The organism is Paenarthrobacter sp. C1, assembly GCF_049315185.1.
Taxonomy (GTDB): domain Bacteria; phylum Actinomycetota; class Actinomycetes; order Actinomycetales; family Micrococcaceae; genus Arthrobacter; species Arthrobacter nicotinovorans.
The window spans coordinates 1,768,700-1,783,981 of the sequence record NZ_CP186052.1; the positions used below are offsets into that span (position 1 = coordinate 1,768,700).

Genomic DNA, 15,282 nt, shown 5'->3' on the forward strand with positions numbered 1-15,282 from the left:
ACCTAGCGGACGCCAGGAACCTGGAAGTTGAAAACGCCGGTATCGAATTGGTTGTATGCCTCGTAGTCGACGAGTTCGTAGAGGCGCGCACGCGTGAGCATGTTTTCCACTTGCGCTTCTTGGGTCCCCGCAGCCTTAATCGATTCCAGAGTACGCTCTGCAGCGCCCATGGCAATGCGGAGGAGCGTGACGGGGTAAATGACCATGTTGACGCCCACCCCTTGGAGCTGGTCGACGGTGAAGAGCTCGCTTTTGCCGAACTCGGTCATGTTGGCCAGGATCGGAACGTCCACGGCGTCGCGGATGGCTTGGAATTCGTCCAGGGTGGCCATGGCTTCAGGGAATATTGCGTCGGCGCCGGCGTCTACGAGGGCTTTGGCGCGGTCCTGTGCTGCCTGGATTCCTTCAACGGCGCGGATGTCGGTGCGGGCCATGATGAGGAAGTTCGGGTCCCGGCGGGCGTCTGCTGCGGCGCGGATGCGTTTGGTGGCGGTGTCGATGTCCACGACGTTCTTGCCGTCCAGGTGTCCGCAGCGTTTCGGGTTGAACTGGTCCTCAATGTGGCAACCGGCCAGGCCGGCGTTTTCGAGTTCCTGGATGGTGCGTGCCACGTTCATCGGTTCGCCAAATCCGGTGTCGGCATCCACCAGCGACGGCAAATCGGTCATGCGGGCGATTTGCCCTGCCCGGGTGGCCACCTCGGTCAGGGTAGTGAGCCCGATGTCCGGCAGGCCGAGGTCATTGGCGAGGACGGCGCCGGAGATGTAGACGCCGGCGAATCCTTTCTCTTCGATGAGCCGGGCCGAGAGCGGGTTGAAGGCGCCCGGGAACTGCTGCACGGTCCCGGAGGCCAGCAGTTCCCGGAGTTTCAGCCGCTTCTGTTCGGGGGTGACTTTGGAGTACAGCATTTAGAACAGTCCCTTGGGTGCGTTGTTGAGGTCGATCACGCCGGGGGCTGCGGTGATGTTCAGCTGGTCCAGTTCGCCTTCGCCCAGTTCGGTGACGCGTTCGACGGCGGCGAGGAACCTCTCGATTTCGGCTTCCTCCACGAGCCCGGCAGCAAGCGTGCGGAACTTGTTGATGTATTGCTCGCGGGCGAACGGCCGGGCACCGAGAGGGTGGGCGTCGGCTACGGCGATCTCGTCCGTGACAACCGACCCATCCGTGAGTGTAATGACAACAGTGCCGCCGAAGGCTTTTTCCGCGATGTCCAGGGAGTGGTAGCGGCGGGTCCATTCCGGGTCCTCCACAGTGGTGACCTTGTGCCAGAGTTCCACAGTGTCCGGGCGGGCGGCGCGTTCGGGGGCGTAGGAGTCCACGTGGTGCCACGCGCCGTCCTGCAACGCGACGGTGAAGATGTACGGGATGGAGTGGTCCAGGGTTTCGCGGGATGCCGTGGGGGAGTACTTCTGGGGGTCGTTCGCGCCGGAGCCGATCACGTAGTGCGTGTGGTGGCTGGTCTTGATCAGCACCGATTCCACGTTGGCGGGGTCGGTGGTTTCGGGGTGCTCGCGGTGCAGTTTGCGGGCGAGGTCGATCCAGGCCTGGGCCTGGTACTCGGCGGAATGTTCCTTGGTGTAGGTGTCAAGGATGGCGCGCTTGGCTTCACCGGGCAGCGGCAGCGGGACCTCGTAGGAGGCGTCCGGTCCGTCGAGCATCCAGGCGATCACGCCATCTTCGCCTTCGTAGATCGGCACAGGGGAGGTCTGTCCGCGCATGGAGCGGTCCACGGCTTCGATCGCCATCTTGCCTGCGAACGCCGGGGCGTGGGCTTTCCAGGTGGAGATTTCGCCCTTGCGGGACTGGCGCGTGGCGGTGGTGGTGTGCAGGGCCTGGCCCACGGACTGGAAGATCGTCTCGACATCCAGCCCCAGCAAGGTGCCGATGCCTGCGGCGGCCGAGGGGCCGAGGTGGGCTACGTGGTCGATCTTGTGCTTGTGCAGGCAGATGGCCTTGACCAGGTTCACCTGGATCTCGTAGCCGGTGGCGATGGCACGGACCAAGTCAGCGCCGTTGGAGCCAACGTGCTGGGCAACGGCCAGGATCGGCGGGATGTTGTCGCCCGGGTGGCTGTAGTCGGCGGCCAGGAACGTGTCGTGGTAATCGAGTTCGCGCACGGCTACGCCGTTGGCCCAGGCAGCCCACTCCGGAGAGACCTGCTCAGCGATGCCGAAGACGTGGGCACCCCTGCCGTTGGCGGTGGGGCCGTGCGTCAGGGCCTGTGCACGGGCTGCGACGATCGGTGCCCGGTTCAGCGAGGCGATGGCAACGGAAGCGTTGTCGATGATGCGGTTAATCACCATGTCGGTGACCTCCGGGGTGACCTCGACGGGGTCGGCGGCGACCACGGCGATCTTGTGCGCCAGTTGCTCCTCCCGGGGAAGGTTCTCCTCGGACTTGTAAACACGGACGTGGTTGGACTTGACCATGGTGCTCCTTCTGGTGGGACGTTCAGCCGGCTGAATGAGCGGCTTTGAGGTGGGTGAGACTGCGGTGCAGGTGGACCATCGTGGCGGCTTCGGCCAGGCGCGGGTTGGCGACGGCGATTGCTTCGGCGATCGCGGCATGTTCGGCGGCCGCTGCTTGGAGCCTGGCGGTATCGTCGGCGGCCAGGCGGCGGACGCGGGCAAGGTGGACGCGGAGGCTTCGCATGGCGTTGGCCATGTACACATTGGAGATCGCGGCGTCGATGGCTTCGTCCAAACGGCTCACCAGGGCGTAGTACTCGTGCCTGGCGGGATCGTCGTCGCCCAGCAGCGTGGGAGCCAGCAGCAGTTCTGCGTGCAGTTCCGCGAACACTCCGGGTTCGCCGCGTTGCGCGGCGAGGGAAGCGGCCCTCACCTCCAGGGTTTCGCGCAGTTCGAACAGTTCGTCGATGCTGTCCAGCGAGATATCGGTGACGACGACGCCGCGGCCCCCCGCCGCCGTCGTCAGACCTTCCGCGGTGAGTCGCCCCAGCGCTTCCCTGACGGGAGTGCGCGAGACTCCAAGGCGTTCGGACTGCTCGACCTCAGCGAGGACGGTGCCGGGGCGGAGGCGCCACTCGAGAATGTCTTCCCGGAGGGCCCTGTAAGCCCGATCACTGGCGCGCATGACCTCAGTGTATACATTGAGGACGAGCTACGCCAGCATTCTGACTATAGAGCGATGCTTTGTATACATTCATTCAATTGCGGTTCCAACCATACTCGTTCTCCGGTCGGCCAGGAGTACCGTACCGCGGTGCCCGGGTGACTGTTCCGGCGTCGGCCAAGTACTCCAGATACCTGCGGGCGGTCACCCTGGACATGCCCAGCGCGTCCATGACTTCACTCGCGGAAATGGGATCCTCGCGCCCCCGCACCAGTTCCTTGACCGCTTCGAGCGTGGACCCGGACAGACCCTTGGACAGCGGCAGTTCCGTCGGTGCACGGAGGCTCGCGAACGCCTGGTCAACGTCGCTCTGTGACGCGCCGGCTTTGGAAATCCCGGAAAGTGAACCCGCCAACTGTTCGCGGAACGTCCGATAGCTGCGCAGCTTGTCCGCGAAGGTGGCGTACGTGAACGGTTTAATGAGGTACTGCACGACGCCGATGGACACGGCACTGCGGACAATGTTCAGTTCACGGACGGCCGTGATGGCGATGATGTCGGCGAAGACACCTGCTGAGCGCATGCGGCGGGCGACGTCCAGCCCATGCAGGTCCGGGAGGTTCATGTCCAGCAGGACCAGATCCACGGGGGAGCCTGATGCTGCGAACTCACCCAGGATGCGCAGGGCCGATTGTCCGTCTGGCGCTGTTCCCACCAGGGTGAATCCGTCCAGGCGGCCGATGTAGACGGAGTGGGCATCCGAGGCGATCGGCTCGTCCTCTACAACCAGGACGCGGATGTCTGTCATGCCTTCTCTTCCTCGGGAACCGGCGAAGGCAGCACAACATGGAACTGTGCACCGCCGGGATTGCTGATGGTCATCGTACCGTTCAGCCGCTGAACGGCCTGCCGCACCAGGGCAAGACCCACGCCCCGGCCGTGCGCTCCACGGGAGTTTCCCTCCGACGACTTGGTGCTGAATCCGTACTGCAGGACGTCGTCGATCGATTCAGGGTCGATGCCGGCGCCCGAATCGCGCACGGTGAATTCGACAGCGGCAGGACCGGCGTCCACGTCCATTTCCACTTGGCGGGGGAAATCTCCGGCTGCCGCGGCATCGATCGCATTGTCCAGCAGGTTACCCAGGATGGTGACGAGGTCCTGGATTTCCAGCCCCCGGACACCGCCACTCCCTGATGTCCGGACAATCAGTTCCACGCCGCGCTCATGAGCTTCGGCGGCCTTGCCCATCACCAGAGCGCTCATGACGGGTTCATCCACCGAGGCCACCATGTCATCGGTGAGTTGCTGGCTGAGTTCCAGGTCCTTGGTGGCGAAGTCCAGGGCCTGTGGTGTCCGGCCCAGTTCCAGCAAGGAGACGATCATGTGGAGGCGGTTGGCGTGTTCGTGGGTCTGGGCACGCAGAGCATCGGAGAGGGTTTTCATGGTCTGCAGCTCCGTGCCCAACGATTCGATTTCCGTGCGGTCCCTGATGGTGGCCACTGTCCCATACACCGCCGGTTTCTGGCGGCTGCGCGCGGGAACCGGTCCGACCGCCGGAGCCTGGTTGATCACCAGGATGCGGGAGCCGGTGAGGTGGATTTCGTCATGGGCGGCCCTGCCGGATTCGAACAGTGCCCGCAGGCTGCCGTCGATCGGCAGCTCCGCCAGCTTTGGCGCCGCCGTTGGTGACCTGTCGGCGTCGGAAGGCTCCAAACCCAGGAGTTCGGCTGCCTGGTCGTTGTACATCACGGCCTTGCCGTGGGTGTCGATGAGAATCAGGCCCTCGCGTACTGAGTGCAGGACCGATTCGTAGTAGGCGAAGAGCTGTGCCAGCTGTTCCGGCCCCCAACCGCGGGTGACCGAGCGGAGGTAGCGGCCCAGCAGCCAGGCAGCAAAAGACCCGAATGCCAGCACCACCAAGGCAATGCTGCCAATGACGCCCAACCGCTCGGCAACGTCGGTGTCCACCGTGCGGACCGTGACCCCTGCGGCAACCAAAGCCTTGATGGATCCGTCCGGTGCCCTGACCGGTGCAATGGTACGGACCGAAGGCCCCAGCGTTCCCGCAGTGACTTCAGTGAAGGTCTCTCCGCGCAGGGCTGGCTCGATCGTCCCGATGTAAGGCTTGCCCAGCTCTTCGGCCCGGGGGTGGGTCCACCGCGTCCGGTCCGGAGCCATGATCGTAATGAAGTCCGCATCGGCATCGTGCATGACCTTCAGGGCATACGGCTGGAGCGTCTCTGATGGGTTGGCAGTGGCGGCCGCCTCCAGCACGAGGGGGTTGTTGGCAATCGACGTGGACAGGGCAAGCATCCGCCCGCCGGCGTTGTCATACGCCCGGTCCCTGGCTTCCAGCACCGAAAAGGTCCCGAAGACCGCCGTCATCACCAGGACGAACAGCAAGTTCGCAACAAACAACCGCCGGGCAATGCTCCAGCTGTGAAACACATGGACCTCCATGACCAATATGACCGCAACGGTGATGTATGTCACCAGCGGCTCAATGATGGATATCACACAAGGGCAGCGGATTGGACATCAGTGCAGGACCGCAGCGCCTTACACAGTATCCAGAAGGAGAATCCCATGACCTCTCAACGAGGAGAGTCGGCAGTAGCTGCCAAAAGTGGACGCAAGGGGCTCGACAAGTCGCACTACCTGTACATCGCGGTCATCCTGGCCGTAGTGCTTGGCGCTGTCGTCGGCCTGATGTTCCCTGAGGTCGGAAAGTCACTCAAACCGCTGGGTGATGGCTTCATCAAACTCATCAAGATGATGATCGCCCCCGTGATCTTCTGCACCATTGTCCTTGGCATCGGCTCCATCGCCAAGGCCGCAACCGTCGGCAAGGTCGGCGGGCTCGCTTTGGGGTACTTCGTGGCGATGTCGACGTTCGCGCTCGCCATCGGCCTGGTGGTCGGCAACCTCATCCACCCGGGTGAGGGACTCAAGCTGACGCCGTACGATCCCAACAAGAAGGCGGCGACGGACAGCACCGTTGACTTCCTCCTCGGCATCATTCCGGGCGACATCCCCGTCCTGCCCACCCTGCTTGCTGCAATCCTGGTCGGCTTCGCGCTGCAGAAGATGGGCAAGCAAGGCCAGCCCATCCTCAATGCCATCGGCCACGGTCAGCGACTCGTGTTCCGCATCCTCATCATGATCATGTGGCTGGCCCCGGTAGGTGCGTTCGGTGCGATTGCCGCCGTCGTCGGTGCGACGGGTGCCCAGGCCATCCTGAGTATGTTCACCCTGATGCTGGCCTTCTACATCACCTGCGCCCTGTTCATTGTGGTGATCCTCGGTACGTTGCTCCGCGCCGTGGCCGGCGTGAACATCTTCCGCCTCATGAAGTACCTGGCCCGCGAATACCTGTTGATCTTCTCCACGTCGTCCTCCGAAGCGGCTCTTCCCCGCCTCATCGCCAAGATGGAACACCTGGGTGTTTCCAAGCCGGTCGTTGGCGTCACCGTTCCCACGGGCTACTCCTTCAACCTGGACGGCACGGCCATCTACTTGACCATGGCCTCCCTCTTCGTAGCCAACGCCATGGGTACGCCGCTTGACCTCGGTGCGCAGATCTCGCTGCTGGTCTTCATGATCATTGCCTCCAAGGGAGCCGCAGGCGTGACGGGCGCCGGACTGGCGACCCTGGCGGCCGGTCTCCAGGCGCACAAGCCCGAACTCCTGGGCGGGGTAGGCATGATCGTTGGCATCGACCGCTTCATGTCGGAGGCCCGCGCTCTGACCAACTTCACCGGGAACGCTGTGGCCACAGTCCTCATCGGTACCTGGGTCAAGGAAATCGACAACGGCCAGGTCGAGCGGGTCCTCTCCGGAAGCGAGCCCTTCGACGAGCAGACGATGATGGCCCATGGCGAAGAAGACGTGGCTGTCGCCGAAGCCGAAACCCGCGGCAAGGCTGTCGTCTAACAGCCAAGTCCCGGAACAGAACAGCAACGCCGAAGGCCGGCACCATCCAGGTGCCGGCTTTCGGCGTTTTCCAATTCCCGGGCAGGCTCCCGGATCCCAACCTTCGACCTCAACTAGAGGGTCAAGGCTCAAACAACGGACAAAGTCAAGTTCCCCGGATTACCGTGTCGGGACATGTAGCCTAAGGGGGTAGTAGCGCTGCAGCCGGGGGTACAGCGGCAGGGAAGATCGTCGTCGAAAGAGTGGTTAGATACGTGAGCATCGAACGGGGAACAGCTACGCTGGAAGGCACCGAGCTCGATCTGGAAGACGCCGTCATGGGGCCTACGGGCCGCCCTTACCGCGAATTCCCGGAACCCGCACCCCTTGCCTCCCACGGGCCGGCGCGAGTCATCGCCATGGTCAATCAGAAGGGTGGGGTCGGTAAAACGACGTCCACCATCAACCTTGCAGCAGCGCTCGCAGAGTACGGCCGGCGGGTCCTGTTGGTGGACTTTGACCCCCAGGGCGCTTTGTCGGCAGGCCTGGGCGCCAATCCGCATGAACTCGACCTCACTGTCTACAACGTCCTGATGGACCGCAAGGTCAATATCCGTGACGCCATCCAGCAGACCGGGGTGGAGGGCGTGGATCTCCTTCCTGCCAACATCGACCTCTCTGCTGCTGAAGTGCAGCTCGTCAATGAGGTAGCCCGGGAACAGGTCCTTGACCGCGCCCTCAAGAACGTCGAAGACGACTACGACGTCGTGCTCATTGACTGCCAGCCCTCTTTGGGTCTTCTGACCGTCAACGCGCTCACGGCAGCCCACGGCGTCATCATCCCTTTGATCTGCGAATTCTTCGCCCTGCGCGCCGTGGCCCTGCTTGTCGAGACCATTGAGAAAGTCCAGGACCGCCTCAACCCGCGCCTGCAGGTGGACGGCGTCCTGGCCACGATGTACGACGCCCGGACCCTGCACAGCCGTGAAGTCATCTCCCGCCTGGTGGAAGCCTTCGGAGACAAAGTCTTCGAGACCGTCATCAAACGCTCCATCAAATTCGCCGACGCCACGGTGGCGGCGGAGCCGATCACCAGCTACGCCGGCAACCACATCGGTGCCGACGCCTACCGCCGCCTTGCCAAGGAACTGATTTCGCGCGGCGGCGCGCCGTAACCGACGGTGGCACCGTCACTCGCCCCGGCATCGGAAGCGATCGCCGAACGGGAAGCACCCGACGCCGATACCTCCGCAGCTCCCAAAGCGGGCTTTGAGGTCCGGCTGGCCAACTTCACCGGCCCCTTCGACCTCCTGCTGGGACTGATTTCCAAGCACAAGCTGGACATCACCGAAGTGGCCTTGGCTACCGTCACCGATGAGTTCATCAAGTACATCCGCCGCCTCCAGGAACTGGGGGAGGACTGGGCGTTGGACGAAGCCAGCGAATTCCTGGTGATCGCAGCAACCCTGCTTGACCTCAAAGCCGCCCGCCTCCTGCCCGCAGGAGAAGTGGAGGATGCCGAGGACATTGCCTTGCTGGAGGCAAGGGACCTCTTGTTCGCCCGTCTGCTGCAGTACAAGGCCTTCAAGCAAATCGCCGGAATCATGGGTGAAACGCTGGAGCAGGAAGCCATGCGGTACCCGCGCCAAGTGGCTCTTGAGGCTCACTTCGCCGCGCTGCTTCCGGAACTCGTGTGGCGGCACACCCCTGAACAATTCGGTGAACTGGCGGCCAAAGCGCTCAAGCCCAAGGACTCGACTCCGGAAGAGGTGGGTTTGGGCCACCTGCACGCCCCGCCGGTGAGCGTCAAGGAGCAGGCGGCGATCATCGGCCATCGCCTGAAGCTGGGTGCCCCGCTGTCCTTCCAGACGCTGATTGCCGATGCCGAAACCACCTTGGTGGTGGTGGCCCGGTTCCTGGCGTTGCTGGAGATGTTCCGGGATCGCGTGATCGCATTCGAACAGCCGGAGCCGCTGGCAGAGCTGACGGTGCGGTGGACCGGCGACGACGCCGAATGGGACAGCTCAAGGCTGAGTGAAGAATACGAGGCAGGCATCAATGAGTGAACAAGAAGCGGTCCAGGATGGGCTTGCGGAACTGGAGGCTTTGCCCGGCGGAGCCCGCGCTGCGCTGGAGGCCGTGCTCATGGTCATCGACCAGCCGGCAACCTCCGAAGAGCTGGCCGCCGGACTCAACGTAACGGTCGCCGTCGTCGAGGATTTGCTGGAGGACCTGCGGCGGGAGTATAGCGGCTATACTGTTAAAGCCCCGGACGTGGATGCTGTCGGCTTTGCCGTTGCCAGCACTGCACCCCGGGGTTTTGAATTGCGGAACGTCGCTGGAGGGTGGCGGATCTATTCACGGTCGGATTTCGCCGACATCGTGGGAAGGTTCGTCCTCGAGGGGCAGACCACCAGGCTTACTCAGGCAGCACTCGAAACCCTGGCGGTTATTGCTTACAGGCAACCGGTCTCCAGAGCCCGGGTGTCCGCCATTCGCGGCGTTAACGTCGATTCCGTGGTCAGGACCCTTACACAGAGGGGCTTGATCGAGGACTCCGGAACGGATCCCGAATCCGGGGCTGTCCTGTATCGGACAACCTCGTACTTCCTGGAACGGATGGGCATTGGATCGGTGGCCGAATTGCCACAGCTCTCGCCGCACCTTCCGGGTTTGGAAGGGATCGACGAATACTACGACGCAAGCCGGATGTAGCCACGGGCTCCAATAGGCTGTGCGACACAACTTCATACTGAATTTCGGCACCTTATATAGGTGCACAGCGACAAGGGGCAGACGATGTCTGCCCGGCTGGCTAGTGTTGATTGCAGCACACAATGCCGGCCATTACTACACAAGGACGGGTCATGACACAGGCGGGACGCCAGAGTTCACCACGTAACGGTTCGGGGCGCAACAGCTCCGGACGCAATGAGGCCAAGGGAGGCGGCACTGGCCGCTCCAACGCCGGCGGCTTCTCCGGCCGCGGCGGAAGCGCCGGCGCTGGAAAGCGCAACTTCACCCAGGGCGAGGGTCGCCCCTTCAAGGCTTCGAAGCCGCGCGAAGCGGCACCCTTCGATCCCGACAACCCCACAACGGCCGGCGACTACGACCGCGGCCAGGCTGCAAGGCCTGCCAAGCCGTTCCGCAAGCCCGGCTCCAACAAGCCCGGCTTCGGCAAGGCACCCGGCACGCCCGGCGCTTTGAAGCCCAAGGCCAAGCCGGCCCGGCAATACGGTTCCAAGGCCTTCGGCAGCGAACGGTTCGGCCAGAACCTTGGCCCCGTGCGCAAGCCGGGCCGCAACCGCGGGCCCCGCCAAGAGGTCCCGCAGTCGGACCTTCACGATGCCGACGGCGTACGCCTGCAGAAGGTCATGGCCCAGGCCGGAGTTGCTTCCCGTCGCGTCTGTGAGGAAATGATCCTCGAAGGCCGCGTTGAAGTAGACGGTGTGGTCACCACCGAGCTCGGAATGCGCGTGGACCCTGCAACGGCAGTCATCCACGTGGACGGTATCCGTATCCAGCTGGACGAGACCCTCGTCTACATGGTGTTCAACAAGCCCAAGGGCGTTGTCTCCACCATGGAAGACCCCGAGGGCCGCCCCTGCATCAGCGACTTCCTCAAGAACAGCAAGAACAAGGGCGAACGCCTGTTCCACGTAGGACGCCTCGACGTCGCCACCGAAGGACTGCTTCTGCTGACGAACGACGGCGAACTCGCCAACCGTCTGACCCACCCTTCCTACGAGGTACCCAAGACGTACCTGGTCCAGGTGCGTGGCCCCTTCCCGCAAGGAGTCGGCGCCAAGCTGAAGAGCGGCGTTGAGCTTGAAGACGGCGTAGCAGCAGTGGACTCCTTCCGGCTGGTGGACTCCACTCCGGGCCACGTCCTGATCGAGGTTGTCCTCCACTCCGGTAAGAACCGCATTGTGCGCCGCATGTTCGACGCCGTCGGCTTCCCGGTAGAACGGCTTGTCCGCGTCAAGGTTGGTCCCATCGGCCTGGGTGACCAGCGCCAGGGCAGCATCCGCAACCTCGGCAGGCAGGAAGTCGGACACCTCCTGGCATCTGTGGGGCTCTAGGGCATGTCGGCATTCGGTACGCACGGCCGGGGCCATCTTGATGGCCCGGTCGTCGTTCTCGGTACAGGCCTGCTGGGGGCCAGCATTGGCCTCGGGCTGCGCGGACGCGGGGTCCCGGTCTTTCTTTTCGATCCTTCGCCCACCAACCAGGCGGTTGCGGTGGACATCGGTGCAGGCCGTCCTTTGTTTGAGCTGGATGAAGTACCCCAACTGGTAGTCGTTGCTGCCCCGCCTGACGTGACGGCCGACGTCGTGCAAAAAGCGCTGGGGGACTACCCGTCCGCCGTCGTCGTCGACATCGCGAGCGTAAAGGCAACCATCCTGGCGCAGCTGCGCGAACGCGGAGTTGATCTCTCCCGGTACGTGGGGACACACCCCATGGCCGGGCGCGAGAAGTCCGGTCCCGTTGCAGCAAGGGGGGAACTCTTCACGTCCATGCCGTGGGTCGTTTGCCCTTCCGAGGAGACCTCGGCAGCGGCCGTCCAGGTAGCGCGTTCGCTCGCCGGAGATCTTGGGGCGATTGTCTCCCAGTTCACCGCGGACGAGCACGATGAAGCCGTTGCCTTGGTGTCGCATCTGCCGCAGATCATGTCGTCCCTGCTGGCCAGCCGCTTGCAGGGTACGCCACTGCATGCCCTCTCCCTGGCCGGGAACGGGCTCCGGGACACCACCCGGATTGCCGCCAGTGATCCAACCCTCTGGGTGCAGATCCTGGGAGGCAACGCAGACAAGGTGGTGTCCATCCTGCACGGTGTGCGGGAGGACCTGAACCGGCTGATCGGCACGTTGGAAGCACCGTCCGCGCCGGGCGCCAGGCTCGACCTCGCCCAACTGATCAGCGAAGGCAACGCCGGCCAGGCAAGGATTCCAGGCAAACACGGCGGACCACCGCAGGCCTACTCGTGGCTCACCATCCTGGTGGACGACAAGCCAGGCCAGATCGCACGTCTCCTGACCGAGATCGGTGAAATCGGCGTGAACCTTGAAGACCTTCGGCTCGACCATTCGTCCGGGCAGAACGTGGGCATGGTGGAGCTCTCCGTGCTTCCCAGCAAGCATGACCTCCTTGTTGAAGCTTTGACCGACCGTGGATGGCGGGTACTCCAGTAATGACACGTGAATTCTTTGGCCCCGAGACGGTCGCCCGCCCCGGCAAGCCCTTGGTGATTGCGATCGACGGCCCTTCGGGTTCCGGAAAATCGAGCGTCAGCAAGGAAGTGGCCCGCCGCTTGAAGCTGGCTTACCTGGATACGGGTGCGATGTACCGTGCCTTGACCTGGTACTGCCTCAAAACCGGAGTGGACCTGCAGGACGGCGCCGCCGTGGAACATGCCTCCAAAACCATGCCCTTGGAAGTCAGCACCAGTACTGCCAAGGAATATGTGGCCGTTGACGGCACCGACATCACCGATGAGATCCGGGAACCCCTGATTTCGTCCTCTGTCAGTGCCGTGGCGACAACCCTCGGCGCACGCACCGAATTGATCCGCCGGCAGCGAGAGCTGATCGACCAGCACCACCACCGCATGGTGGTGGAAGGGCGGGACATAACCACTGTCGTCGTCCCCAATGCCGAGGTCCGTATGCTCCTGACCGCCAGTGAGGAAGCCAGGCTCCGGCGTCGTGGAATCCAGTTGGGTGGCACGCAGAGCAAAGAGCAGCTTGCGGCCCAGGTAATCCAGCGCGATGCCAAGGACTCCACGGTGGTGAACTTCACCCAGGCTGCCGACGGCGTTGTGACGCTAGATTCTTCCGACCTCAACTTCGAGGAAACCGTCGACACCGCCCTGGCAATCGTCAGCAAGGTCATCTATGGCGACTAGCAATCAACTCCCGGCAGCGTGGACGCGCCTCTGGAGCCGGCCTGTGGGTTGGTTCCTGGACCACGTCCTCTACCGGACCGAGGTATCGGGCAAGACCAACGTGCCCGCTGCCGGCCCGGTGGTTTTCGCCGCCAACCACATCAGCTTTCTGGACGGACCGGTGATGTTCGGCGCTTCGCCGCGTCCCATGCACGTCCTGGTCAAGAAAGAGATGTTCAAAGGATTCCTGGGCAAGGTCCTCAGGGGCTCCGGGCAGATTCCAGTGGACCGGACCGGCGACCGCACGGCGCTGCACATCGGCAAGCAACTGCTCGACGACGGCCGCTGCGTCGGGATTCTTCCTGAAGGAACCCGGGGGAGCGGCGCCGCAGAAAACATCAGCAACGGGGTTGCGTGGCTCGCCATCAATTCCGGAGCAACAGTAATTCCGGTCGCCATCCTCGGAACCCGCCAGGGTGACGAGCACCGCGACCATATCCCCAAACCACGCCGCAAGCTCCATGTGAGCTTCGGCGAACCCATCACGGTGAAGCGCCGGAAGGGCGAACCGGGGCGTGTTTCAATGGACAGGGCAGCTGCGGAGATCCGTGAAGCCCTTGCCGGACACGTCCAGGATGCCATCCTGGCCACGGGCCAGGGCCTGCCTACGGAGCCTGTGCCCGGGGTAGCCCTTCTGCAGCACCGCCCATCAGAAGTAGCCGGGACGCCGGCAGACCACCACTAAGGAAAGTGCAATGAGCGATACGACTCAAAAATCCGGCCTCCACGGAGCCGGCGACGACGAATACACGCCCACCGGCACCGACCAGGTGGCTGAAAACCTGGCTGCCCTGGACGACGACGAGGCCGAGCTGCGCGCAGCCACCCTCCGGGCAGGCCTGGACGATTACGAACTCGATGAAGAAGATGCTGCGCTGCTCAGTGGCGAGTACGGCGATGAAGGAGACGAAGGTCCCCTCAAGCTGGACCCCGTCCTGGCCATCATCGGCCGTCCGAACGTCGGCAAGTCCACGTTGGTCAACCGCATCCTGGGCCGCCGCGAGGCAGTTGTCGAAGATACCCCCGGCGTCACCCGCGACCGCGTCATGTACTCGGCCCGCTGGAACGGCCGCAACTTCACCCTGGTGGACACCGGTGGCTGGGAGCATGACGCCAAGGGCATCCATGCCCGCGTAGCCGAGCAGGCCGAGATGGCAGTGGAGCTCGCTGACGCAGTTCTCTTCGTGGTGGACTCCGCCGTTGGCGCGACAGCCACGGATGAGGGCGTCATGAAGATGCTCCGCAAGAGCAAGAAGCCGGTCATCATGGTGGCCAACAAGGTGGACGACTTTGCGCAGGAAGCCGATTCCGCAGCACTGTGGGGACTGGGCTTCGGTCAGCCGTACCCCGTCTCCGCGCTGCACGGACGCGGTGTTGCCGACCTCCTTGACCACGTCATGGACACCCTTCCCGAGTACTCCCTGGTCGAAGGAGTGGAGCGCTCCGGCGGCCCGCGACGTATCGCCCTGATCGGACGCCCGAACGTTGGCAAGTCCTCGCTGCTGAACAAGCTCGCAGGTTCCGAGCGCGTAGTGGTGGATCCGCTGGCCGGCACCACGCGCGATCCCGTTGACGAGTTCATCGAGCTGGGTGACCGCACCTGGCGATTCGTGGACACCGCCGGTATCCGTCGCCGCCAGCACATGGCCCAGGGTGCAGACTTCTACGCATCCCTGCGTACGCAGGCCGCGCTCGAAAAGGCGGAGGTCGCCGTCGTGCTTCTAGCCGTGGACGAGGTCCTCAGCGAGCAGGACGTCCGCATCCTTCAGCTGGCCATCGAATCCGGCCGCGCCCTGGTGCTTGCGTTCAACAAGTGGGACCTGTTGGATGACGAGCGCCGCCGCTACCTTGAGCGTGAGATCGAGCAGGACCTGGCCCACGTTGAATGGGCTCCCCGCGTCAACATCTCAGCCAAGACCGGCTGGCACAAGGACCGATTGGTTCCTGCCTTGGACATCGCCCTGGAGAGCTGGGACCGCCGTATCCCCACCGGACGCCTCAACGCGTTCCTGGGTGAACTCGTCGCAGCCCACCCGCACCCGGTCCGTGGTGGAAAGCAGCCCCGCATTCTCTTCGGTACCCAGGCTTCCAGCCGTCCGCCGAAGTTCGTGCTCTTCACCACCGGCTTCCTGGACCCGGGATACCGTCGCTTCATCACCCGCCGCCTGCGCGAAACGTTCGGCTTCGAGGGCACGCCCATCGAGGTCAACATGCGCGTACGCGAAAAGCGCGGTAAGAAGCGCTAAGTGAGACGCGCATCACAGCCCACTTTGGCTGTGATGGCGTCTCCGACCTCCAACTTCGTGTAAGCTTTTGGAGGTGGTTCGGCCGGACTGCTTAGGTGGGACTCT

Annotated in this window: 14 protein-coding genes; 9 read left to right on the plus strand and 5 right to left on the minus strand. The window is 63.7% G+C overall.

Annotated features, from left to right (window positions below; genetic code table 11):
- Positions 1–2 precede the first annotated feature (2 nt).
- The 5 genes from prpB to ACNAOU_RS08390 all read right to left on the minus strand — a co-directional run bounded on the left by prpB (position 3) and on the right by ACNAOU_RS08390 (position 5,523).
- Positions 3–908, minus strand: a complete 906-nt coding sequence (gene prpB / locus ACNAOU_RS08370) for a methylisocitrate lyase (protein ID WP_064723236.1) — start codon at positions 906–908, stop codon at positions 3–5.
- On the minus strand, positions 909–2,429 hold the full coding sequence (locus ACNAOU_RS08375) for an MmgE/PrpD family protein (RefSeq protein ID WP_422758413.1): 1,521 nt from the start codon (positions 2,427–2,429) through the stop codon (positions 909–911).
- Between the two features lie 22 nt (positions 2,430–2,451).
- Positions 2,452–3,093, minus strand: a complete 642-nt coding sequence (locus tag ACNAOU_RS08380; RefSeq protein ID WP_026267373.1) for a GntR family transcriptional regulator — start codon at positions 3,091–3,093, stop codon at positions 2,452–2,454.
- Between the two features lie 73 nt (positions 3,094–3,166).
- On the minus strand, positions 3,167–3,880 hold the full coding sequence (locus tag ACNAOU_RS08385; protein ID WP_422758414.1) for a response regulator: 714 nt from the start codon (positions 3,878–3,880) through the stop codon (positions 3,167–3,169).
- Positions 3,877–5,523, minus strand: coding sequence for a sensor histidine kinase (locus ACNAOU_RS08390; protein ID WP_039240744.1), 1,647 nt, complete (start codon positions 5,521–5,523; stop codon positions 3,877–3,879). Before ACNAOU_RS08390 ends, ACNAOU_RS08385 begins: the two co-directional genes overlap by 4 nt.
- A 138-nt stretch (positions 5,524–5,661) precedes the next feature.
- Between ACNAOU_RS08390 and ACNAOU_RS08395 the strand changes: the two genes are divergently transcribed.
- The 9 genes from ACNAOU_RS08395 (at position 5,662) to der (ending at position 15,177) form a co-directional block, all read left to right on the plus strand.
- The gene (locus tag ACNAOU_RS08395; protein WP_064723234.1) at positions 5,662–7,008 is read left to right on the plus strand and encodes a cation:dicarboxylate symporter family transporter; all 1,347 of its coding nucleotides are present in this window, start codon (positions 5,662–5,664) and stop codon (positions 7,006–7,008) included.
- 254 nt (positions 7,009–7,262) lie between these two features.
- A complete protein-coding gene (locus tag ACNAOU_RS08400; protein ID WP_018779251.1) occupies positions 7,263–8,162 on the plus strand; it encodes a ParA family protein in 900 nt (299 codons plus the stop codon).
- A 6-nt stretch (positions 8,163–8,168) separates the two neighbouring features.
- Positions 8,169–9,053, plus strand: coding sequence for a segregation and condensation protein A (locus ACNAOU_RS08405; RefSeq protein ID WP_039240693.1), 885 nt, complete (start codon positions 8,169–8,171; stop codon positions 9,051–9,053).
- On the plus strand, positions 9,046–9,702 hold the full coding sequence (gene scpB / locus ACNAOU_RS08410; RefSeq protein ID WP_018779253.1) for an SMC-Scp complex subunit ScpB: 657 nt from the start codon (positions 9,046–9,048) through the stop codon (positions 9,700–9,702). The genes ACNAOU_RS08405 and scpB overlap by 8 nt, the downstream gene beginning before the upstream one ends.
- Positions 9,703–9,854: 152 nt before the next feature.
- Complete coding sequence (locus ACNAOU_RS08415; protein WP_039240696.1) at positions 9,855–11,069, plus strand: pseudouridine synthase; 1,215 nt, start codon at positions 9,855–9,857, stop codon at positions 11,067–11,069.
- A 3-nt stretch (positions 11,070–11,072) separates the two neighbouring features.
- Complete coding sequence (locus tag ACNAOU_RS08420; protein WP_422758415.1) at positions 11,073–12,179, plus strand: prephenate dehydrogenase; 1,107 nt, start codon at positions 11,073–11,075, stop codon at positions 12,177–12,179.
- Positions 12,179–12,892, plus strand: coding sequence for a (d)CMP kinase (cmk, locus tag ACNAOU_RS08425; protein WP_039240700.1), 714 nt, complete (start codon positions 12,179–12,181; stop codon positions 12,890–12,892). The genes ACNAOU_RS08420 and cmk overlap by 1 nt, the downstream gene beginning before the upstream one ends.
- Positions 12,882–13,616, plus strand: a complete 735-nt coding sequence (locus tag ACNAOU_RS08430) for a lysophospholipid acyltransferase family protein (RefSeq protein WP_422758416.1) — start codon at positions 12,882–12,884, stop codon at positions 13,614–13,616. Before cmk ends, ACNAOU_RS08430 begins: the two co-directional genes overlap by 11 nt.
- A gap of 10 nt (positions 13,617–13,626) precedes the next feature.
- Positions 13,627–15,177, plus strand: a complete 1,551-nt coding sequence (der, locus tag ACNAOU_RS08435; protein ID WP_039240711.1) for a ribosome biogenesis GTPase Der — start codon at positions 13,627–13,629, stop codon at positions 15,175–15,177.
- Positions 15,178–15,282 lie beyond the last annotated feature (105 nt).